The 20850-nt window shown below is 67.5% G+C and carries 20 protein-coding genes, 1 tRNA gene and 1 pseudogene; 12 read left to right on the forward strand and 10 right to left on the reverse strand.

Annotated features, from left to right (window positions below; all coding sequences use genetic code 11):
• Window positions 1-82 precede the first annotated feature (82 nt).
• From MKK51_RS27195 to MKK51_RS13815, 3 genes and pseudogenes are all read right to left on the reverse strand, one after another.
• A complete protein-coding gene (locus MKK51_RS27195; protein ID WP_313898815.1) occupies window positions 83-478 on the reverse strand; it encodes an AraC family transcriptional regulator in 396 nt (131 codons plus the stop codon).
• A 45-nt stretch (window positions 479-523) separates the two neighbouring features.
• Window positions 524-802 (reverse strand): annotated as a pseudogene (locus tag MKK51_RS27200) (hypothetical protein); the annotation flags it as partial.
• A gap of 21 nt (window positions 803-823) precedes the next feature.
• Entirely contained in the window at window positions 824-1102 is a 279-nt protein-coding gene (locus tag MKK51_RS13815; protein WP_243977888.1) for a hypothetical protein, read from the reverse strand.
• 204 nt (window positions 1103-1306) lie between these two features.
• On the opposite strand from MKK51_RS13815, the gene MKK51_RS13820 reads away from it, so the two are divergent.
• Window positions 1307-1609, forward strand: a complete 303-nt coding sequence (locus MKK51_RS13820) for a hypothetical protein (RefSeq protein ID WP_243977889.1) — start codon at window positions 1307-1309, stop codon at window positions 1607-1609.
• A 116-nt stretch (window positions 1610-1725) separates the two neighbouring features.
• On the opposite strand, the gene MKK51_RS27385 is transcribed toward MKK51_RS13820, so the two are convergent.
• Complete coding sequence (locus MKK51_RS27385; protein WP_313898810.1) at window positions 1726-1938, reverse strand: DUF1236 domain-containing protein; 213 nt, start codon at window positions 1936-1938, stop codon at window positions 1726-1728.
• Window positions 1920-2573 (reverse strand): hypothetical protein, encoded by a 654-nt coding sequence (locus MKK51_RS13825; protein WP_313898811.1) that lies wholly within the window; start codon window positions 2571-2573, stop codon window positions 1920-1922. The genes MKK51_RS27385 and MKK51_RS13825 overlap by 19 nt, the downstream gene beginning before the upstream one ends.
• 458 nt (window positions 2574-3031) lie before the next feature.
• On the opposite strand from MKK51_RS13825, the gene MKK51_RS13830 reads away from it, so the two are divergent.
• Window positions 3032-4393 (forward strand): MFS family transporter, encoded by a 1362-nt coding sequence (locus MKK51_RS13830; protein WP_243977893.1) that lies wholly within the window; start codon window positions 3032-3034, stop codon window positions 4391-4393.
• 82 nt (window positions 4394-4475) lie between these two features.
• On the opposite strand, the gene MKK51_RS13835 is transcribed toward MKK51_RS13830, so the two are convergent.
• A complete protein-coding gene (locus MKK51_RS13835; protein ID WP_243977895.1) occupies window positions 4476-6308 on the reverse strand; it encodes a chloride channel protein in 1833 nt (610 codons plus the stop codon).
• A gap of 234 nt (window positions 6309-6542) precedes the next feature.
• Here MKK51_RS13835 and MKK51_RS13840 point away from each other — a divergent pair.
• From MKK51_RS13840 to MKK51_RS13865, 6 genes are all read left to right on the forward strand, one after another.
• A tRNA-His gene (locus MKK51_RS13840) sits at window positions 6543-6619 on the forward strand.
• A 338-nt stretch (window positions 6620-6957) separates the two neighbouring features.
• Window positions 6958-8103: a transglycosylase SLT domain-containing protein gene (locus tag MKK51_RS13845; RefSeq protein WP_243977897.1), complete on the forward strand. Its 1146-nt coding sequence runs from the start codon at window positions 6958-6960 to the stop codon at window positions 8101-8103.
• Between the two features lie 205 nt (window positions 8104-8308).
• On the forward strand, window positions 8309-8920 hold the full coding sequence (locus MKK51_RS13850) for a response regulator (protein ID WP_243978616.1): 612 nt from the start codon (window positions 8309-8311) through the stop codon (window positions 8918-8920).
• 222 nt (window positions 8921-9142) lie between these two features.
• On the forward strand, window positions 9143-10063 hold the full coding sequence (locus MKK51_RS13855; RefSeq protein ID WP_243977899.1) for a transglutaminase family protein: 921 nt from the start codon (window positions 9143-9145) through the stop codon (window positions 10061-10063).
• A gap of 72 nt (window positions 10064-10135) precedes the next feature.
• The gene (locus MKK51_RS13860; RefSeq protein WP_243977901.1) at window positions 10136-10942 is read left to right on the forward strand and encodes a transglutaminase-like domain-containing protein; all 807 of its coding nucleotides are present in this window, start codon (window positions 10136-10138) and stop codon (window positions 10940-10942) included.
• Window positions 10943-11052: 110 nt separating this feature from the next.
• Window positions 11053-11706, forward strand: a complete 654-nt coding sequence (locus tag MKK51_RS13865) for a L,D-transpeptidase (protein WP_243977903.1) — start codon at window positions 11053-11055, stop codon at window positions 11704-11706.
• A gap of 70 nt (window positions 11707-11776) precedes the next feature.
• Here MKK51_RS13865 and MKK51_RS13870 read toward each other — a convergent pair whose 3' ends face one another.
• The 4 genes from MKK51_RS13870 to MKK51_RS13885 form a co-directional block, all read right to left on the reverse strand.
• Complete coding sequence (locus tag MKK51_RS13870) at window positions 11777-12109, reverse strand: hypothetical protein (protein ID WP_243977905.1); 333 nt, start codon at window positions 12107-12109, stop codon at window positions 11777-11779.
• A 141-nt stretch (window positions 12110-12250) separates the two neighbouring features.
• Window positions 12251-12418, reverse strand: coding sequence for a hypothetical protein (locus MKK51_RS13875; protein WP_243977907.1), 168 nt, complete (start codon window positions 12416-12418; stop codon window positions 12251-12253).
• A 224-nt stretch (window positions 12419-12642) separates the two neighbouring features.
• Window positions 12643-12903 carry a DUF2798 domain-containing protein gene (locus tag MKK51_RS13880; RefSeq protein ID WP_243977909.1) on the reverse strand — a complete coding sequence of 87 codons (261 nt, stop codon included), beginning with the start codon at window positions 12901-12903 and terminating at the stop codon, window positions 12643-12645.
• A gap of 269 nt (window positions 12904-13172) precedes the next feature.
• Window positions 13173-13661, reverse strand: coding sequence for a phasin (locus MKK51_RS13885; RefSeq protein WP_243977911.1), 489 nt, complete (start codon window positions 13659-13661; stop codon window positions 13173-13175).
• A 202-nt stretch (window positions 13662-13863) separates the two neighbouring features.
• Here MKK51_RS13885 and MKK51_RS13890 point away from each other — a divergent pair, with 202 nt between their 5' ends.
• From MKK51_RS13890 to acs, 4 genes are all read left to right on the forward strand, one after another.
• Window positions 13864-16788, forward strand: a complete 2925-nt coding sequence (locus MKK51_RS13890) for an ATP-binding protein (RefSeq protein WP_243977912.1) — start codon at window positions 13864-13866, stop codon at window positions 16786-16788.
• 111 nt (window positions 16789-16899) lie between these two features.
• Entirely contained in the window at window positions 16900-18213 is a 1314-nt protein-coding gene (locus MKK51_RS13895) for an ABC transporter substrate-binding protein (protein ID WP_243977914.1), read from the forward strand.
• Between the two features lie 114 nt (window positions 18214-18327).
• Window positions 18328-18588: a hypothetical protein gene (locus MKK51_RS13900; RefSeq protein WP_243977916.1), complete on the forward strand. Its 261-nt coding sequence runs from the start codon at window positions 18328-18330 to the stop codon at window positions 18586-18588.
• Between the two features lie 169 nt (window positions 18589-18757).
• Window positions 18758-20707 carry an acetate--CoA ligase gene (gene acs, locus MKK51_RS13905; RefSeq protein ID WP_243977926.1) on the forward strand — a complete coding sequence of 650 codons (1950 nt, stop codon included), beginning with the start codon at window positions 18758-18760 and terminating at the stop codon, window positions 20705-20707.
• The last annotated feature ends 143 nt before the right edge of the window (window positions 20708-20850 follow it).

Raw genomic sequence — 20850 nt, forward strand, 5'->3', positions numbered from 1 at the left:
CGGACGCCCGCTGCGCCGGCGAGGAGTGTGGGGGGAGCCATCGCAGCGTCGATGCGCTCGGGCGGAGCCCGCCCCACGACCGCTACAGCCCGTTGAACCAGTCGTCGATGACGGCCCCGGATTCCGGCAGTGGGACCGCAGCGCCCGCGCGCACCCGGGCGCGCAGGTCGGCGGGGGAATAGCCGAAGGCCTGCTGGAAGGCCCGGCGGAAGCTGCGCTCCTGCTGGAAGCCGAACGCCGCCGCGATTTCGCCCACCGGCCGGTCGTCCATCCGCCGGGAGGCGATCGCCCGGTGGGCCCGTGCCAGCCGCAGGCTGCGGATGGTCGCGGCGACGTCGCCGGTGGCGCTCAAGAGGCGGTAGAGCCGCGAGCGCGAGAGGCCGAAATCGGCACAGATCGTGCCCGGCCCCAGATCCGGATCGGCCAGATGCGCCTCGATGTGGCGCCGGATCGCCTTGGCGGTCTCAGCCTCCGCCACGGCATCGCTCTCCGAGCGGGGCCACGCCCCGCCGAGGCAGGAGGCGAGGAGATCGAGGCAGGTCCGGCCCGCCAGCGCGGCGCCGTCGGGCGCCAGGGTCTCGGGCAGGTCGATGAGCGCGCGGATATGGGCGCCCAGGATGAGGGCCTGCGGGGAGTCCGGTGCGAAGACCCGGCCGTCCAAACGGGCGACGGGGCCCATCGCCGCCTCGAGGCGGCGTCGCGGGACGACGATGACGGTCCAGGTGATGCCCTCGAGGCGGTACTCGGCCGGGCTGGACAGCTTGGTCACGCAGAGCGAGCCGACCTCGAAGGTCATCGGCCGCCGGCCGCAGGTGCCGTAGCCTTAGCCGGCCTCGAACACGTTGATGAACACGTGGTCGAGGCGGCTGCGCGCGGCGAACGCCTTCGTGCGCACGAGGCGGAAGTCGCTGGCGCTCATCCGTCCGACCAGCACCGGACCGAGGCGGCGCAAGGCCGATTCGCTGACGAAGCGCTCGGCCTCCTCCGGTGTCAGCTGGATCTCGCCTGAGGTCGCCATGGCTTCCCGCCAGGCGGCCACGCGATAGGCGGCGTCCCCGTCGGCCAGCCGGATCGAGTGCCGGACGGTTGCAGATGTCGTCACGCTACACGTTCCCGTCCGAGCCTAACGGACATTGCGTCCCAAATCATCGGAAAAACAAGACGCCCTGTCCGGAACGTTCACGGCACCGTTGACGGACGATGGTCCGGCGTTTCATCTCGGCGGACGACGCGATGATCATGAACGACGCATTGGCACATCGCTCATCAACGCAATTGTTACGTTAAAATAATAAGGAAGTACGCTATGGAGCGGATCGCGGTCGCGTTCGTCAAACCGATCTGCCTGGCTTTGATTTGCGCCGTCTCAGTTTATTACTTAGCCGGGTCGATGAGCGCCGCGATCGTGATCAGCCTCATCCCGCTGCTGCTGGGATGGCTCGGCATCATGCAGGGGTTCGCCTACGGCCTCGCGGCCCTCGCCTTCCTCGCCGCGACCGCCTGGGCAGTGATCCCGGCCGAGACCAAAACCTACCTTCGCGACCAGACGCGGCAGGCGGTCGAGGTGGCCAGCCAGGAACTGAACAAGGAGATCGACAAGGCCCGGTAACCGAACCGTCCCGGGGCGCGGCTCCAGCCGCTGTCCGGATCGAAGAAAAGGGGCGCCGAGCCTCTCGGCCGCGCCCCCTCTCCATGATCTTCCGTTGAAGCCAAGGCTGCCGCCGTTCAGCCTCGGATGACGTCCACGATCTCGTAGGTGTCGGGATCGACGATGACGATGTCGTCGTCGACGAGGACGTAACGGTAATCCTCGTATTCCGGCGCGATCCGCACGATGTCCGGCGGCAGGTCGTAGAGAGTGTAGCTGCGGGCGATCGCCGTACCGACGCTCAGGGCGAAGGCGCCCGCCGCGAGCCGGGTCACACCACGGCGAAGCACGCTCTGGCGAAATTCCGTGCGCTGGGGAGCGCCGAGTCGCCCATAGGCGCCGCGCACCGCACCGCGATCCCCGCGGCCGCCACGATCACCGCGACCGGCTCGGTCTCCGCGCTCGCCCCTGTCGCGGTCCATGCGGTCGCTACGGTCCGACTTGTCGCCGCGATCCATCTTGTCTCCGCGGGCGCCCTTGTCGTCACGATCACCCTTGCCGTCGCGGTCCATGCGATCGCCACGATCCGCCTTGCCGTCGCGATCACCCTTACCGTCGCGGTCCATGCGATCACCGCGATCCGCCTTGCCGTCTCGGTCAGCCTTACCGTCTCGGTCAGCCTTGCCGCCTGCATCCGGACGGTCGCCGCGGGCGCCCCCGACATCGTCGCCGCCACGACCCATACCGGCTGCACCGCCACGCTCGCCCGGGGGGCCACCACGCTCGGCTCCAGCACCGCCGCGATCCATTCCACCGCCCGCTCCGCCGCGCTCGGCTCCAGCACCGCCGCCGCGCTCCATGCCACCTGCACCGCCGCCAGCACCGCCGCGCACGCCGCCTCCGGCGCCACCGCCCGCTCCGCCAGCGCCTGCTCCGGCGCCAGCCGCGCCACCACCCGCAGCGCCGCCACCTGCACCACCGCCACCCCCGGCTCCGGGACCGCCCTGGGCGAAGGCCGTCGCCGCTCCGACGACCAGTACGGCGGCCGTCATAGTGCTTCGCAAGAGCTTGCTCATGTCGCTAAGTCCATCCCTGCATCGAACTCGGACGCCGTATGGCGCCGATGTGAAGCCGAAACGGAAAGGCTGGCAAAACCGTTCCGAAATTTTCGACTATGCTTTTCTCATCAGTGAAAACGGCGTCCCACTGTATGTTCAAGCTTCGCAGTTAGGGGTTTTCACTTATTAGTGGCGTTGCGCCGCATCGCAGGAAAACCAGGAGATTCCCGGCAACCGGCCGAAGATCCGGGCTAACATTTCCCGCACGGTGTTCATGCACGGCGGCGGAAAGCTGTGATCGCGCTCTTGTGATTCTCGGTCCGGTGCTTAACGTCGCCGCCCAAGAGACCTCCGCGAAGGTCCCGGAAAACGCCTGGGAGTCCATATGTCCGACGCTATCGCGATCGATCCTTCGCGGCCCGACGATCCGGCGGACCGCCGTCGCCGCATCTTCGCTATCGTCGGCTCCTCGTCGGGCAATCTCGTCGAGTGGTTCGACTTCTACTGCTATGCCTTCTTCGCGCTGTACTTCGCGCCCGTGTTCTTTCCCGAGGGCGACGATACCAGCCAGCTCCTGAAATCCGCCGCCGTGTTCGCGGTGGGGTTCTTCATGCGCCCCATCGGCGGCTGGCTGTTCGGCCGCATCGCCGACCGGCTCGGCCGCAAGACCTCGATGATGATCTCGGTCCTGATGATGTGCGGCGGATCGTTGATGATCGCCGTGCTGCCGACCTATGCCAGCGTCGGACATTGGGCTCCCGCCCTGTTGCTCCTCGCCCGCATGATCCAGGGCCTGTCCGTGGGCGGCGAGTACGGCACCAGCGCCACCTACATGAGCGAGGTCGCCCTGAAGGGCCAGCGCGGCTTCTTCGCCTCGTTCCAGTACGTCACCCTGATCGGAGGCCAGCTCCTCGCCTCGCTGGTGCTGATCATCCTGCAGAGCTTCCTCACGGCCCAGCAGCTCACCGCCTGGGGCTGGCGCATCCCCTTCGTCATCGGGGCCTTCGCCGCCGTGGTCGCCCTGTTCCTGCGCTCGTCGCTCGCCGAGACCGCCACCAAGGAGGACATGGCGAACAAGGAATCGGGCACCTTCGCCGCCCTGTTCAAGCACTGGCGCGCGTTCTGCGTAGTGCTGGCCTACACGGCCGGCGGCTCGCTGAGCTTCTACACCTTCACCACCTACATGCCGAAGTATCTCTTCAACACGGCGCATATCGACAAGGTCACCGCCTCGCAGATCTCCACGGCGGCGCTCCTCGTCTACATGGTGATCCAGCCCTTCTTTGGCTGGCTGTCGGACCGGATCGGCCGCAAGACCAACATGCTGCTCTATAGCGGCCTCGGCACCCTGATGGTGGTGCCGCTGATGACGGCCATCGGCGCCACCACCAACCCCTATCTCTCGTTCGGCCTGATCATGATCGGCCTCACGGTGATCAGCTTCTACACCGGCATCAGCGGCATCGTGAAAGCCGAGCTGTTCCCTACCCAGGTCCGTGCGCTGGGCGTCGGCCTCTCCTACGCTGTCGCGAATTCCCTCTTCGGCGGCACGGCGGAGATGGTGGCCCTGTATCTGAAGCAGATCGGCTTCGAGAGCAGCTTCTTCTGGTACGTCACGGCCATGCTCGGCATCGCCTTCGTCGGCTCGCTGATCATGCCGAACCCCAAGCGCCACGGCTATCTCGACGGAGACGGCACCGTGGAGGAGGCGCTGATGCGCAAATCACGCCGCCTCATCCCGGCCTGAGGCGACCCGCCCATCCGCCCTCGACCAGGCGGATGGGGACACGGCGGACCTGCGCCCCCGAGACCCGCGCAGGGTCCACCGGTCATCCGGCATCACCCACGATCGCCCGCCTCTGCCGGTCAAGCTCTTCACTGTAGCGCTTGAGCGTGTGGCTCTCGGTGAGCAGGCCGACCACGCGGCGTGAGACCGGATCGTCCACCACCACCAGCGCCTCGCTCTCGGCACCATCGAAGGCGGTTGCCGCCTGCTTGGCGTTCATGCCGGCGGTGAGGAACACGTCGGCATAGCGCATGGCCTCGGCGAGCGGCGCCTCGCCATCGACGGTGGCAAGGGCATGGGCCTCGGGCACCAGCACGATCCCGGCATAGCGCCCGTCACCGTCGACCAGCACCACACGCGAGGGCGAGCCAAGCGGATGGGCTCTCAGGAAGTCGCACAGTGGCGTGTCCACCGGCATGGTCTCCACCTCGCGGCGCATGAGCGCCCCCACGGTGAGCGATCGGATCCAGCCGATATCGTGCGCGCTGCGGATGCTCTCGCCGCGAAGGTGAAAGCGCCAGGTGGCGAAGGAGTAGCCGAAGGTCTTCCGCACGGTCATCGACGACGCGATCACGGCGACGAGGACGAGGCCGGTTATGGGAAAGCTGCCGGTGAGTTCGAGGGCGAGGAAGGTCATCGTCAGCGGACCGCCGATGACCGCCACCGCCAGCGCGCTCATGCCGATCACCGCATAGGCGAGCGGCGTGAGGCCGAACACCGCGAGGCTCTCCAGGCCCGACACTCCGTGGAGGCCGGACAGGCCGGGGATCGCCTCCGCCATCAACGCGGCGAAGAGCTTTCCCGCCAGGGCGCCGAGGAAGAGGGAGGCGAAGAACAGGCCGCCGCGAAAGCCCGAACCGATGGAGATCGCCGAGGCCGAAGCCTTCGCCACGAACAGTAGTGCCAGGGCACCGAGCCCCATGGCGGGCATGTCGGCATCGAGGTGGAGATGGAGCGCGCCATGCCCGCCGGAGAGGATCTGCGGTGAGATCGCCAGGGCCAGGGCACCGACGCAGAGACCGCCGACGGCGGGGGCCAGGAAGGACGGCAGACGGGTCGCCCGCACCCCCTGCTCCACCAGGGTGACGCCGCGCATGATCAGGATGCCGAGCCCCGCGCAGGCGAGACCGAGGACGAGGCTCGGCAGGGTGTCGATCCCCATGATCGCCCGGGTCGTCAGGGCATCGAACCCGTCGGCGGTGACGAGGGGGCTTTGCGTCACCAGCGCCTTGGCCACGAGGCTACCGCACAGGGCCGCCACCACGACAGGTGTCAGGGTGGCAATGGAATAGGTGCCGATGATGAGTTCGAACGCATAAAACGCCCCCGTGAGCGGCGCGCCGAAGGCCGCGGCGATGGCGGCGGCCGACCCGCAGCCCACCAGGGTCCGCAGATCGGAGCGCCGCATCTCGAAGGCGAGGCCGAGCCGGGAGGCGAGTCCGGCGCAGATCTGGGTATAGCCGGCCTCGAGACCGACCGAGGCACCGCTGCCGTTCGAGATGACGTTCTGCGCCGCCACGGCGGCCGACCCCTTCAGCGAGAGCCGCCCGCCATGGAGGGCATTGGCCTCGATCGGATCGACGATGGGCCGTTGCGGGCCACCCCGGCGGCGGGCGAGGCCCAGAGCGATCAAGCCGAGGATGAGACCGCCGACGGCCGGGCCGATCAGGATGAGGATCGGAGCCACATCCGTCGATGCGCTGAGGCGCGTGCCGTGCGGCAGACGATAGAGGATCTCACGCAAGCCCTGCGTCGCAAGGCTCATGGCCGAGACCGCGACCCCGGCGATGGTGCCGACGCAGGCGGCCAGGATCACGAGGCCGAACTCGCTGCCGCGGACCAGGGCGCGCAATCGGCCGGGTACGTGAACCAGCATCTGGCCGGCGGGAAATCCACGGCGCGGCGCGTTTCTTGGCTTCATCGACCGCTGGGAAGGATTGAGACGAACGGGGCGGGAAACACCCGGCACCTTACGGGTTGAAGGCCGGAGGCGTCGACCGGATTCCGGTACGCGGTCGCCCCACGGACCCATGAGTTTTCCCCATTCTGCATTCCCTGCGCCGCTGGCGCTTGAAATGCCCGCGGCCTCAGGATACATCGCAGCCCGAGTGCCGCTGTAGCTCAGTTGGTTAGAGCGCTTGATTGTGGATCAAGAGGTCCCCCGTTCGAGCCGGGGCAGTGGTACCATTCGACCCCCAGGGCGTTCGTGACAACGCCCGGAACGGTAGCGTTCGCGGGCTCGGCATACGGAGCCGGAGCGCAGCCTTCGCAGTCGGGACTTGGGCCGACTGCCCGCGCGCAATCCACCTCATGAAGCACCGGACTGAGCAGTACCGCCAGCGTACGATGGGGGCGGCCCCCTTCGGTTTGGCTGAGGGCCGGCCGGGCCGGCGCCGCCATCTATGGCCAAGCTGCCTCAAAGTAGCCATCGACGCCACGGGATGAGCACAAGCCTAGCCGTTTTGTCGCCACAACTGTCCTCGTAAATGCCGATGTGCGCCACCACACGGAGACGAGTCGATCAGATGCGGGTTCAGAAGGTCGGATCATCACGGATTTCCCCTCCCTCGCGCCGCTTCGGCGCTGGCGGTGACGTCGCGACATCTTCCGATGCCCTGACCCTCAAGAATCGTGTCGGCCACGACCATGGCAGCCGTCCCGCACTCACGCGCTCCGTCATCGCGATGATGCTGGTCGCGGGCGGCCTCAGCGCCGTCGTCCTCAATGGCACCGGCACGAGCGGCTTCGGCGCCGTGGTGCAATCGGCTCAGGCAATGACCGAGCTGTCGATGCCCAAGCCCAGAATTCACTCCGCGGTCCCGGCGGTCCTCGATGCGGCGCCGACCGTGCTCACGGCGTCCTCAGCCTTCGCCGCCGTGCACGACCTCGATACCGAGATCGGCTCGAATGCGGTCGACCGGGTCTCCTACGATTATCTGCTCACCGAGAGCGCCGTCGGCGACCCGAACGACGTCCTCGAATTCGGTCCGATGAAGATCCGGCGCCACCTCGTGCAGAAGATCGTCCGAGCGGCCCAGGCCGTCCAGACCGACCCTGTCCTGCTGATGGCAGTGGCCGACAAGGAGTCGAGCTTCATCACCGAAGTCCAGGCCAAGACCTCCTCGGCGACCGGCCTGTTCCAGTTCATCGAGCGGACATGGCTCGGCGTCGTGCGCGATTTCGGACCGAAATACGGGCTGACGCAGGAGGCGGCCCTCGTGGTCTCCGGCGACAACGGCAAGCCGAGCGTGGCCGATGCCGCCGAGCGGACCCGCATCCTCGAATTGCGGCGCGACCCTTACCTCGCCGCCCTGATGGCGGGTGAAATGCTCAAGCGCGACGCCGCGCGCATCGCCCTTCGCATCGGCCGCGAGCTCACCCTCGGCGAGGTCTACCTTGCCCACTTCCTCGGGCCGGACGATGCCGAGGAGTTTCTCGCCAGCGTGGTCGACAAGCCGAAATCCGCCGCGGCCCAGATGCTGCCGGGCCCGGCACGCGCCAACCGCACCATTTTCTTCGCGGCCCAGCGCGGTCGCCGCAAGGCCGCGAGCCTGTCGGTGGCGCAGGTCCACGAAAAGTTCGAGACGATGATGAGCACCCGCGGTGCCCGCTACCGCGACGTCCGCTCGCTCTCGGGCGTGATGGCCTATGCCGACGCGTCGGTCGAGTAGGCGCGGGAGCCCGTTCCCGCGTGACGGTCGCCACCGGCGGCACGGATCACCGGCCGCCCGACCGCTTTTGCCTCATGCCAGCCCTCTTGTTGCCCCGCCGGGCAACTGACGCCGAGTTCCCGACGTTGATCTTGCGGTCGCACAACTCGGTGCGGAGGCGGATTACGAAAGTCGGAGGAATGACGTGCTCGATCCAAAAGACCCTTTGAAGGATCGGTCTCCCACGCCGTTCAAGGCCGCCCCCGCCAGGCGTGCCGGTCACGATACGCTTGCGCCCAGCCTCGCCCTGGATCAGATCGGAGAAGCGCTCGCGTCCTTCTACGACGACCTGATCGCCGAGGGTATTCCCGAGAATCTGGCGGCCCTCGTTCGCCAAGTCCCTTCGACGGAAGCGGTGACCGGGCCGGATCCCGTCGTCCCCGTGCCGGTTCGCAAGTCCGGTCGCCTCGCTCTGGTGGTGGAGGACGATGCGTCGACGCAGGGTCTGGCCGTTGCCCTCCTCGATGAGACCGAGCTCGAGACGATCGGCTGCGCCTCCGCGGAAGAGGCGCTCGCGGTGATGCGGGACCGGGGCGGCGATGTCGCCCTCGTCTTTGCCGATATCCAGCTCTCCGGGGTCATGGACGGCCTGCAATTGGCACGGGCCGTGGCCATGCTGTGGCCTACGGCGCGGATGGTCGTCACCTCCGGCCGCCGCGCCCCGCGACCGGACGCGCTTCCGGAACGGGTGGTGTTCATCCCCAAACCGTGGCGGCCTCAGGACGTCCTGGTGGAGGCGGAGCACGCCACCAGCAATCCTCCACCGGCCGTGCCCTGAACCTCGCCCCCCGCACCGGGTTCATCGCCCGGGGCGGCACGCGCCTTCATCGACGTCCATCGCCGTCGAACAGGCCGGCGGACCATTGCCCTGGCGACGATATGCGGGACAATGCTGTGCAGGGGTGGCGTGGATTCCGGGTCCGCCCTTGCGTTGGGCGCACCTCTTGCATTGCATCGTTCCAAGAGAGTGGTACCGACCGGTGCCGCGGAGCCCGTGAACGTGCCGATACTGTCCGTCCGACACATCACCACGTACCGCTACCGCCAGCCCGTCGGGTTGGGCGAACACCGAATCATGTTCCGGCCCCGCGACAGCTACGACCAGCGCCTGCTCGCAGCGACCTTGAAGATCACGCCCGAGCCCGCGTCCCTGCGCTGGCTTCACGACGTGTTCGGCAATTGCGTCGCGGTGGCCACCTTCCAGGGACGGGCCTCGTCCCTCGTCTTCGACTGCTCGATCACCCTCGACCACACGCCCGAACTGGCGCCGGAATTCCCCATCGCGCTGCATGCGGCCTTCTACCCCTTCGGGTACGGGGCCGACGACATTCCCGATCTCAGCCGTTCCATCGAGCGTGAGCATCGCGACCCGAAGAACGAGGTGGATGCCTGGGCGCGCAGCTTCGTGCCGCCCGCCGGCCGCGTCGGCACGCAGGAGTTGCTGGCCGAGATGACGCGCCACGTCCGGCGCAATTTCGCCTATCTCGCCCGCTCGGAAAAAGGCGTTCAGGATCCCGTCACCACCCTGCGCCTCAAGCGCGGAAGCTGCCGCGATTTCGCGGTTCTGATGATCGAGGCCGTGCGTGCCCTCGGAATGGCTGCGCGCTTCGTCTCCGGTTACCTTTACAACCCGCGCGGGGACCGCAACCGCCATGTGGGGGGCGGCTCGACCCATGCCTGGGTCCAGGTCTATCTGCCGGGCGCGGGCTGGATCGAGTTCGACCCCACCAACGGCATCGTCGGCAACCGCGACCTCATCCGCGTCGCCGTCGCGCGCGACCCGCGACAGGCGGTGCCGCTGCACGGATCCTTCTTCGGGTTTCCGGCGGACGATCTCGGCATGTCCGTGAGCGTCGAGGTCGACGAAGTCGAACCGAGTTCCATCGAGCAGCGCACACCCGATCCGATCCTCGTGCGTTGAAGACGATCACGCTCCTGTCGTCGGACGGCGACCGGGTTCAAACCAGCCTTTTGCAGACACGGGGCCATTACGATGAAGATCAGAACTGGGTTCGACATCGCCTTCGAATCGGTTCAGCCGACGCCCATGATCCTCGAGCTGAGCGTGCACCCGTCACGCATGCCCGATGTGATGACTCCGCACGTCATCAACTTCAATCCGCCCATCCCCTTCCAGGAATACCGGGACGTCTACGACAACATCTGCACCCGCATCGTCACGCCGGTGGGACGTCTCGACATCTCGGCTGATTTCACTGTCTATGACACGGGAATGCCGGACGAATACGCGCCTCACGCGCAGCAGATCGACGTGCAGAACCTGCCGAGCGACGTGCTGGTCTACCTCCTCGGCAGCCGCTACTGCGACACCGACAAGCTCTCCGAGACGGCCTGGTCGCTGTTCGGCGGGACGATGCCGGGCTGGTCACGGGTCCAGGCCATCTGCGACTACGTCCATGACCGCATCCGCTTCGACTACATGCTCGCCGACGCCACACGCACCGCGTGGGACGGCTTCATGCAGCGGCAGGGTGTATGCCGCGACTTCGCGCATCTCGCCGTCGCCTTCTGCCGCTGCATGAACATTCCCGCGCGCTACTGCACCGGCTATCTCGGCGATATCGGCATCCCGCCCGTCCCGGACCCGATGGATTTCTCGGCCTGGTTCGAGGTCTATCTCGATGGACGCTGGTACACGTTCGACGCTCGCCACAACACGCCGCGCATCGGCCGCATCGTCATGGCGCGCGGTCGCGACGCCACCGACGTCGCCATCACCACCAATTTCGGATACTCGCACCTCGCCCGCTTCGACGTGCATACCGATGAGGTGTACTGATTTTGGAAGCTCACATTAACTAGACGTGAAATCTGCGTCGGGGGGTGGAACCGCTGGCCTATGCCTACGCTTGTATAGCAAAGGTTACCGTACAGCCAAGGCATCCGATCATGAAGACATTGGCGACCGCTCTTGCAGGCATGATGGGTGCCTGCATCCTCGCTTCCACCCCCGTTCTCGCCGCCTCCTCCTACGATCCGTTCGGAACGGGCGGTGACGATTACTACCCCGAGACCGAGTATTCTCAGCCCTCTTACGACCCCTATGGCTATCAGGGCACCGTCGGCCAGGGCGCGCAGGCCGCTCCTCAGGCCCAGGTCGCGCCGATCCCGCGCGAGATCGTGAGCTTCAACGGCTCGTACAAGCCGGGGACCATCGTCGTCTCGACCGCCGAGCGGCGCCTCTACTTTGTCCTGCCGAACGGCGAGGCCATCCGCTATGGCGTCGGCGTCGGCCGCCCGGGGTTCACTTGGTCCGGCACCAAGACAGTCACCGCTAAGCGCGAGTGGCCGTCCTGGACTCCCCCGGCCGCGATGATCGCCCGTCGCCCCGACCTGCCGCGCTACATGGCCGGCGGTGTGGAGAACCCGCTCGGTGCCCGTGCCATGTATATCGGCAACACGGAGTACCGGATCCACGGTTCCAACGAGCCCGACACGATCGGTCAGGCCGTCTCCTCCGGCTGCATCCGGATGACCAACGACGACGTCACCGATCTCTACGAGCGCGTGAAGGTCGGCGCCAAGGTCGTCGTCCTGAACTGAACGGCTCGCAGGGTCGAAACGACGCCGCGTCATCGCAGGATGGCGCGGCGTCGTTCGTATCGGTTGCCCCTTACGGGACGACGCGCCCCACCGCCGTCTGAGGCGAGCTGAAAGACGCGATCGGCATGTCGCAGAAGCAGCGCGCGCCGAGCGGACGCGGCCCCGGCAGGGGACAGGAATAGGGCTGCGGGCCGGTGATTCCCGACTGGACCGCATCGCAGTTCAGGCCCACGGCCCGGCGGGGCGGGGGTCCGCGATCGTCGTAGTAGTCGCGGCGCGGCGGCGGCCTGTAATAGCCTTCGTCATCGTACTGCGCGCTGGCGGCGCCAGCGGAGAGCACACCGGCCAGAGCGAGGGCCAACAGGCCGAAACGCTGGGCGGAGCGCGAAAAACCAGGTCGCATGGAGGATCGCCCTCTTCGACGAGCCCGAAATCCGGGCGGGGCGCCAGGGTTATGAGACCGGCCCTCGCGGTGCAAGCGCTGCGTCGCACGTCGATCGCCCGAGCCGCATTCGGGACGACGGCATGGGCGAGAGCGCCCGTTTCAAAGAATCGTGAGTGAGGCGATCGGCAGCCATGCCTCCTGCTCGTCACCGTCAACGTCGCCATCCACGAACCAGCGGCACAGGGCCTTGTCGCCCACGATCTCGACGACGGTCATGGTCGCCTCGTTGTCGTCCGACCCGACGTAATCTCCCGGCTTGATGGTCATCGATCCCCCTCCTCCCGATCTCCGATGTCCGGCCATCCCGAGCTTCGGTGACGTGAGGCTCGCGAGCAAGACTCCCGCACCGTCCCCGACATGGTGCCGGGGCGATGCGAGAGCTTCTTATGTCGAGACGGCTCGTCTGCGAACCTGCCTCCACCCCTACTGCCTATACTCGGATCGTTGCTTCGGACGACCTATGTCGGGAGTCGTTGGCGGGAGGGCACGCGTCAGGCAGGCCTGACCAGGAACGCGACGATCCGGCGGACCAGGGGCGGGACCACGAGAAGCGTCGGGAACGCGACCACCCAGGACAAGGCCCAGGCTGGCGGCCAATGCGCCAGGAAAGCCCCGTCGGGCCCGAGGGTCTTGAAGGTGGCGATCGCCGAGACGATGAGCGTCATCAGCACCGAAAGCAGCAGGGGCATGAGGAGCCACTGACTGCGCGGCGGAAGGCATCCGCGGAGGCGGAACGATTGCATGGAGTTCATGATAACCCGACGTCTTGACCGCAATCCGGGGCAGCACTGATACCGACCGGATGACGGATCGGAAAAATGCGTTGCTTGACGTCAGACGCTTACGGCACACGCTCGGCACGGCGATACTTGACTAGGAAAGACTATCGGCGCCGTCAATAGCCCCATCTCGAAACGAGGGGCCGAGTCCATCTTCAGGAAAACAGCGAGGCCCGCCTCACCGTGCGGGCGGGGCGGGCCTCTTTCGTCGGACGGATCAGGTCCGTCCCGTCATGACACGATCAGGAATTGGCGTTGCGAATAGCCTGCTCGGCATCGGCACCGGCCTTGCGGGCGGCTTCGGTGCCCTGTTCCATCGCCTTGCGGGTGTTCTCGGCGGTCTCTTGCAGAGCGGCCTTGGCCTTCTCGGCGCCCTGCTGCATGGCGCTCTGCGCCAGGCCCCCGAACTCCTTGGCCTGGGCCTGGATCGCAGCGAACTGGCTGCGGACGAACTCGGCCTGATGCTGCATGGCCTCCTGCAGGTCGCGCGAGCGAACCAGCTTCTGGGCGAGGTCGAAGGCGGCATTCACGTTCTGCTCGGCGAATTCGAAGCCGCGGGCGGAGACGTCATGCGCACTCGTCCGAGCCGTGTCGGCCGAGCCGTGGACCGTGTCGGCGGTGCGACGGGCCGCACCGATGAAGGAATCGAAGGCCTTGCGGGCCTGATCGACGCTCTTTTCGGCAAAGTCGCGCATCTCAGCAGGCACTTCATAGTTCGGGGTGTTGCTCATGTCCGTCTCCTCTGAACTTGCTTGTTGATCGTTCGTTGTGCGCTGCACAATAACACATCGCCCGCCCTATGCCACCCTCGTGCGGGGCATTAAGGATGACGAAAGGTAAACGCGCACCGGCAGCGCTTGGTGTCTATATCGGCTGCGCGTTGCGGGTAAAAAAGGACGCGAATCACTCACATGCCAGGCGAAACGGGTACGGATGTTCGACAAGGGGGCTGAAGAACCGACGTCCGGCCCCGAACCGGACCTCGGCGATCTCGTCAGACAGTGGAATGGTGATTCGCGGTTCGGGCTTCGCCTGAGCGCCCCGGACGCGGCTTGGCTCGTTCTGAACGGGACGGCCGAGCGGATTCTGCTGGCCTCGACGGCGGCGGACCGCCTCTTCCAGGCGATCGGCACCGACAGATCATCGGGACGGGTCGTCGATGCGATTCGTCTGAACGACCAAGTTCGCCCGCGCAGCCTGCCGTTGGACCGGCCGACGCTGATGAAGCTCCGGTTCGAAACGCGCCGTCTCGGAGCGGCCACGACGTGTCTCGTGTTGCGGACGAAGGACAGGTCGGGGCGCAACCTCCTCATCGTGGCGCTTCTGGACCGCTTGCCGAACCATCGCGCATTGCCGCAGACGGGCATCGTGAAGGCCGCCCCCCTTCAGGCCGATGAGGCGACGACGGTCGCGGAGCATTCTCCGGCCGCGGAAGGCGCGGCTTCGCCCCAGACCGCCCCGCCGGTGCAGGCCGGACGCCTCACATGGCGCAGCGATGCCGACGACAGGCTCACCGACATTTCCGGGACGGCCGCCGCGTCGGTCAAACCGGCGATGCTGGGCCGGACGTGGACCGCCATGTCCCAGACCCGGACGCTGCTCGATGCGGAGGGCCTACTGCTTGCCCTCGCCCAGCGCCGCACCTTTCGGGCGATCTCCGTCACCCTGCAGGCGGACGGGGCGCCGGATGCCATGGATCTCGACATTTCCGGTACGCCGACCCGACGCTCCGGAGATGAGTTCGTCGGATTCAACGGCTTCGCCATGGTCCGCCCCTCGGTTTCACCCTCGGCACAGGATGGCGTGGCTGGCGAGGACGGTGCGGAAGCGCCCCCCAACCAGTCTCCGAGCGACCAACCGATATCGAAGGCGGAAGGCGATATGGGCGCCACCGCCGACCTCGCCGAGGCGACGGTCCCCGTCGCCGCGCCGCCCGGGACCTCCGGGTCACCCGTTTCCTCGAAGGTGCCGGCAACCGAGACGGTGGTGCTCCCGCCCGTCGCCCAACCCTCGACCGGTCTCATGGCCGACGAGGCGAGCGCGGTTTCGGACCCGGCTGTCCCCCCTGCCCCGCCGCCGGTCGCTTCGAACGCCGACGCACCGCCGGTACAGGCCGAATTCGCCAGCGAGCCTTCGTCCGACGCTCAGGGCAATTGGCCGACGCTCCAGGACCCTCACCTGTCCAGCCACGAGCATGCGGCGTTCCGCGAGATCGCCCGCGCCCTGGGTGCACGCTTTGCCGGCGATTCCGAGTCCGATCAGCCGGTCACGACGGGGGACGAGCGTCCGGCCAGCGGATCGGTGACCCCGTTCCCCACCGCCATGGCGCGCAATGCCGAACCGGGAGCGGAAAGCCCGAACGCCACCGTGATGGTGACGCTCGAACGGTTGCCCGGCGGCGTGATGGTCTATCGCGACGATAGCGTGCTGTTCGCGAACGGCCGCCTGCTGACCATGGCCGGGTTCGCCGATCTGGACGAGCTCGCCGCGTCGGGTGGCCTCGACAGGCTGTTCGGAGGGCTCGTGCCGCACGAGCGATCGGCGGATGGCGCGCCCGCCCTCCTCACCACCAGGACCGGCGACCGCCTGAGCGTCGACATACAGGCGTCCGAACTCGACTGGTGCGGCGCGCCGGCTCAGCTGCTCCTCGTCCGCGATGCGGTGGCGGGGGAGCCGGCCCGCGAGCGTGCGGCGCTGCAGATCGCCGACGCCTTCGCCGGAGCCCGCGCCGCCGATGCGCAGGCCGTGCTCGACAGCCTGGAAGACGGCGTCGTCACCCTCGACCGGAATGCCCGGATCATCGGGCTCAACCGCAGCGCGGCGACAACGTTCGGTCTCGACCCGCGCGAGGTCGTCGGTGCCGGCATTCTCAGCCTGTTCGCACCGGAGAGCGCCGTGGCCGTCCTCGCCAGCGTCCATGGCATTGCCGGCCCGGCACAGGCGCCTCTGGCGCAACCGACCGCCGACGTCATCGCCCGGGCGGCCGCCGGCTTGCTGCCGATGCTGATCCGTGTGGTGCCGCTCGCCGGGCGGGACGATGGCCGCATGGTCATGACCGTCCGGGACGTGCGCGCCACCAGGAGCGTCGAAGCCGAGTCGTCGAACGCCCGGCGTGCGGCGGAATATGCCAGCGCGCGCAAATCCGATTTCCTCGCCCGGATCAGCCACGAGATCCGCACGCCGATGAACGGCATCCTCGGCTTTGCCGACATGATGCTGGCCGAGCCGTTCGGCCCCATCGGCCATGAACGCTACCGCGACTATCTCGGCGATATCCACGCCTCCGGCAGCCACGTCCTCAGCCTCGTCAACGACCTCCTCGACCTCGCCAAGATCGAGGCCGGGCGCCTCGACCTGTCCTTCGAAGAGGTTCCCCTTAACGACGTCGTCACCCATTGCGTGGCGATGCTGCAGCCGCAGGCGATGCGCGACCGGATCGTCCTGCGCACGAGCTTCTCGCACGACCTGCCTCCCCTGGTCGCCGACGAGCGCTCGTTGCGGCAGGCCGCCCTCAACATCATCGCCAACGCCATCGCCTTCACCGAGGCCGGCGGGCAGGTGATCGTCTCCACCACTCTGGCGGATCGGGGCGAGATCGCGCTCCGGGTGCGCGACACCGGAATCGGGATGAGCCCCGACGAGGTGGAGACCGCCCTCGAACCGTTCCGGCAGATCCCCGTGGCGGCTTCGCCCAAGGGGCGGGCGGATGGGCGGAGCACCGGCACCGGCCTCGGCCTGCCGCTCACGAAGGCCCTGGTGGAGGCCAATCACGGCAGCTTCCGCATCGAGAGCCGGAAGGACGAGGGCACCCTGGTGGAAATGCTGTTCCCGCCCCAGGCAGCGGTCAGGACGGCCTGACCGTCGAGGCGGGCGCGGGCTCGTCTCACGGGCGGGCATCTGCCATCATCGGCCGCCTGCGTCGCGCCTGCGACGCGCGGCCTGCGGAGAACCGGGCCCGATGCACGCTCCATGACGAGTCGCCTGCCTTCGATGGCCGTGACGGCCCTGATCCTGGCCTCCTGCCTGCCGGCGGGAGCCGCCGAGCCCGTCCGGATAAGCCTCCTCACCAACCGCACGGGCCCCGGCGGCGCCATCGGCGCGCGGGTGGCCAATGGCGTTCACGATTACCTGGAGATGCTGAACCAGCGCGATGGCGGGATCGGCGGCGTACCGCTGCAGGTGGAGGAATGCGAGGTCGCCTCGGAGGTGGAGCGCGCCCGCGCCTGCTACGCCGCCGCGCGGGCGGCCGGAACGGTCCTGATCACGACCCCGGACCGGGGCATCACCTACGACCTGCTGGAACCGGCCGCACGTGACCGGATCCCGATCCTGTCCCTGGCCGACGGCTTCCCGGCCGGAACGCGCGGCGACCTGCTGCCATGGGTGTTCAACCCCTCCGCCACCGTGCTCGGCGGCATCACCATCGCGATCCGGTATCTCGCCAACCGCCTCGGCGGCCTGTCCGAACTGCAGGGCCTCTCCATCGGCCTCGTCTACAGCCATGCGGGTGCCGACCCGTCCGCCCTCGCCATCCTGGGGGAACTCGCCGCCCGCTACGGGTTCTCGACACCGCTCTTCGCCGATGACGAGACCGAGGCCGGCAAGGCCGCCCTGTGGACACGGATCGCCGCCGAGCGCCCTGACCATGTCATCCTCCTGGGCCAGGGCACGCGGAGCGGCGCGTCTGTCGATGAAGCCCTGAAAGTCGGCTTCCCGCCCGACCGGATGATCGCCCTGCGCTGGCCCGATCAGGACGGCATCCGCCGCACCGGGTCGGCGAGCCGCGGCTTCAAGGAGGTGAGCCGCCATGCCTTCGGCGATGCTTTCCCCGCCTTCGATGCCATCGACACCTTCGTGGCCGATCGCGGATTGTCCTCGACGCCGAAGGACGGGTCGGGCGAGACCCACTACAACCGGGGCGTCTACAACGCCGTGCTCGCCGCCGAAGCCATCGCGGAGGCCGGGAGAGCCCGGCGCGGCGCGCCATTGCGCGGCGAGGACGTGCGCCTCGCCTTCGAGGGCCTCTCGATCGACGACAGCCGCTGGAAAGGGCTCGGACTGGCGGGCTTTGCCCATTCCGTCACCTTCACCTGCCGCGATCACGGCGGCCGGCCGTCCGGCTTCGTGCAGGTGTGGGACGGCGCCAAATGGCTGCGGGCGGCCGAGGGGGTATTGCAGATGAACGATCTCGTGGACGCCCGCCTCGATGCGGTGGTGGCCGAGTTCCGGACAGTCAACCCGACGCTGCCGGCCCGCACCGAGCCCTGCGGGTCGCCTCCCTGACACGAGGCTGGCTCGCTTTCCGCGCCCCGGCCGGGTCTTTTCCCGCATCGCTTTGCGGGGGTAAGCAACCCCGGCGCACCCCATCCGTTCTTCCGCGAAACATGGAGAAGCGCGATGCGGACAACCCTGAGACTTCTGGCAGCCGGCCTTTTCATGACCGGAGCGGGCGGCGTCCTGGCCCAGACGTCCGGCACCTCGACCAGCGGACAGAACCTCGACTCGGCCGGCTCCTTCCGCAACATCGCTCCCACCGGCGTCACCAAGCCGCCGGGAGCCGCGGCGGCACCCGACACACCGATCAAGCGTGACGACGACGGCAAGCGGCGCAAGTCTGAAGGTTCGGGGATCAAGGGCATCTGTATCGGCTGCAACTGACGCGCAGGCCGGTGATGTGAAGGAGTATTCCCCCAAATGGGGGGTGCTGGCGCTGTTGGATCACGCCCCTTCGCGCTTGCGGTAAATCTGTTCCTGCGCATAAGAACAAGGTGGAAGTCCCGGCTGCGCGGTTTTCGCGATACGATCGGGCACCAGCAGGGAAAACGTCATGGACGAGAAGGTGGTCGACGTCCGCGCGGCCTGGATCGACGGCGCGCATGTGGACGATGCCGGGTATCAGGCGATGTATAAGGCCTCGGTCGACGATCCGGCTGCGTTCTGGGGCGAACACGGCAAGCGGATCGACTGGTCGACGCCGTACTCCACCGTGAAGAACACGAGCTTCGCTCCGGGCAACGTCTCGATCAAATGGTTCGAGGACGGCAAGACCAACGTCTCCACCAATTGCATCGACCGCCACCTCGCCACCCGCGGCGATCAGGTCGCGATCATCTGGGAAGGCGACGACCCGAACGACTCCAAGCACATCACCTACCGCCAGCTTCATTCGGAAGTCTGCCGGATGGCGAACGTCTTGCGTAACCGCGGCGTCGGCAAGGGTGACCGCGTCACCCTCTACCTGCCGATGATCCCGGAAGCCGCTTATGCCATGCTGGCCTGCGCCCGGCTCGGAGCGATCCATTCCATCGTCTTCGGCGGCTTCTCGCCGGATTCGCTGGCCGGCCGCATCGAGGGTTGCGCCTCCAAGCTCGTCATCACCGCGGACGAGGGTCTGCGCGGCGGCCGCAAGGTCGCGCTGAAGGCCAATGTCGACGCCGCCATCGCCCGTCTCGGCAAGGATGCGGTGGATCACGTCGTAGTCGTGCGCCGCACCGGCAGCGCCGTTCCGATGGAGCCCGGCCGCGACGTCTATTACGACGAGGCCGCCGCCCAGGTCACCGACGATTGCCCCGCCGAGGCGGTGGAGGCGGAGCACCCGCTCTTCATCCTCTACACCTCCGGCTCCACCGGCCAGCCCAAGGGCGTGGTCCACACCACCGGCGGCTACCTCGTCTATGCCTCGATGACACACGAATACGTCTTCGATTACCGCGAGGGCGAGGTCTACTGGTGTACCGCCGATGTCGGCTGGGTCACCGGCCACAGCTACATCGTCTACGGGCCGCTCGCCAACGGCGCCACGACCCTGATGTTCGAGGGCATTCCGACCTACCCGTCGACATCGCGTTTCTGGGACGTGGTGGACAAGCACAAGGTCAACATCTTCTACACCGCCCCCACGGCGATCCGATCGCTCATGGGCGGCGGCGAGGGTCCGGTGAAGAAGACCTCGCGGGCAAGCTTGCGCGTTCTCGGCTCGGTGGGCGAGCCGATCAACCCGGAAGCCTGGGACTGGTACTACCGCGTGGTCGGCGACAGCCGCTGCCCCATCGTCGATACCTGGTGGCAGACCGAGACCGGCGGCATCCTCATCACCCCGCTTCCCGGCGCCACCAAGCTGAAGCCCGGCTCGGCCACGCGCCCGTTCTTCGGCGTGCAACCGCTGATCGTCGATGCCGAGGGCAAGTCCCTCGACGGTCCCTGCGAGGGCAACCTCTGCATCAAGGATTCCTGGCCGGGCCAGATGCGCACGGTCTATGGCGACCATGAGCGGTTCGAGCAGACCTACTTCTCCACCTATCCGAACCTCTACTTCACCGGCGACGGCTGCCGCCGGGACGCGGACGGCTATTACTGGATCACCGGACGCGTCGACGACGTCATCAACGTCTCGGGCCATCGCATGGGCACGGCGGAGGTCGAATCCTCCCTCGTCGCCCATCCGAAGGTGTCGGAAGCGGCCGTCGTCGGCTACCCGCATTCCATGAAGGGACAGGGCATTTACGCCTATGTCACCCTGATGGAGGGCGAGGACGGCTCGGACGAGCTGCGCAAGGAGCTGGTGGCCTGGGTCCGCAAGGATATCGGCCCCATCGCCTCGCCGGACCTGATCCAGTTCGCCCCCGGCCTGCCCAAGACCCGCTCCGGCAAGATCATGCGCCGCATCCTGCGCAAGATCGCCGAGGATGAGTTTTCGTCCCTGGGCGACACCTCGACCCTCGCCGAGCCGGCCGTGGTCGACGACCTGATCGAGAACCGCCAGAACCGCGCGTCCTGATCGCCGAACTCCCGCAACGAAGCGGCGCATCTCGAAGGAGATGCGCCGGTCGCGTCCCGGCCGGGTCCCGAGCCGTCGCGTCCGCTCGACCTGACGATATCGTGACCATGCGACGCTTGCGCCGACGCGCCTCGTGACACGAG

This window comes from Methylobacterium sp. E-045 (genome assembly GCF_022829685.1).
GTDB lineage: Bacteria > Pseudomonadota > Alphaproteobacteria > Rhizobiales > Beijerinckiaceae > Methylobacterium.

Excerpts from the sequence above, each read along its gene's own strand:
- MKK51_RS13845 (WP_243977897.1), top strand. The coding sequence starts at position 6,958 with ATGCGGGTTCAGAAGGTCGGATCATCACGGATTTCCCCTCCCTCGCGC.
- MKK51_RS13880 (WP_243977909.1), bottom strand. The coding sequence starts at position 12,903 with ATGAACTCCATGCAATCGTTCCGCCTCCGCGGATGCCTTCCGCCGCGC.
- acs (WP_243977926.1), top strand. The coding sequence starts at position 18,758 with ATGGACGAGAAGGTGGTCGACGTCCGCGCGGCCTGGATCGACGGCGCG.
- MKK51_RS13870 (WP_243977905.1), bottom strand. The coding sequence starts at position 12,109 with ATGCGACCTGGTTTTTCGCGCTCCGCCCAGCGTTTCGGCCTGTTGGCC.
- MKK51_RS13890 (WP_243977912.1), top strand. The coding sequence starts at position 13,864 with ATGTTCGACAAGGGGGCTGAAGAACCGACGTCCGGCCCCGAACCGGAC.
- MKK51_RS13900 (WP_243977916.1), top strand. The coding sequence starts at position 18,328 with ATGCGGACAACCCTGAGACTTCTGGCAGCCGGCCTTTTCATGACCGGA.
- MKK51_RS13830 (WP_243977893.1), top strand. The coding sequence starts at position 3,032 with ATGTCCGACGCTATCGCGATCGATCCTTCGCGGCCCGACGATCCGGCG.
- MKK51_RS13875 (WP_243977907.1), bottom strand. The coding sequence starts at position 12,418 with ATGACCATCAAGCCGGGAGATTACGTCGGGTCGGACGACAACGAGGCG.
- MKK51_RS13865 (WP_243977903.1), top strand. The coding sequence starts at position 11,053 with ATGAAGACATTGGCGACCGCTCTTGCAGGCATGATGGGTGCCTGCATC.
- MKK51_RS13885 (WP_243977911.1), bottom strand. The coding sequence starts at position 13,661 with ATGAGCAACACCCCGAACTATGAAGTGCCTGCTGAGATGCGCGACTTT.
- MKK51_RS13895 (WP_243977914.1), top strand. The coding sequence starts at position 16,900 with ATGACGAGTCGCCTGCCTTCGATGGCCGTGACGGCCCTGATCCTGGCC.
- MKK51_RS13860 (WP_243977901.1), top strand. The coding sequence starts at position 10,136 with ATGAAGATCAGAACTGGGTTCGACATCGCCTTCGAATCGGTTCAGCCG.
- MKK51_RS13820 (WP_243977889.1), top strand. The coding sequence starts at position 1,307 with ATGGAGCGGATCGCGGTCGCGTTCGTCAAACCGATCTGCCTGGCTTTG.
- MKK51_RS13835 (WP_243977895.1), bottom strand. The coding sequence starts at position 6,308 with ATGCTGGTTCACGTACCCGGCCGATTGCGCGCCCTGGTCCGCGGCAGC.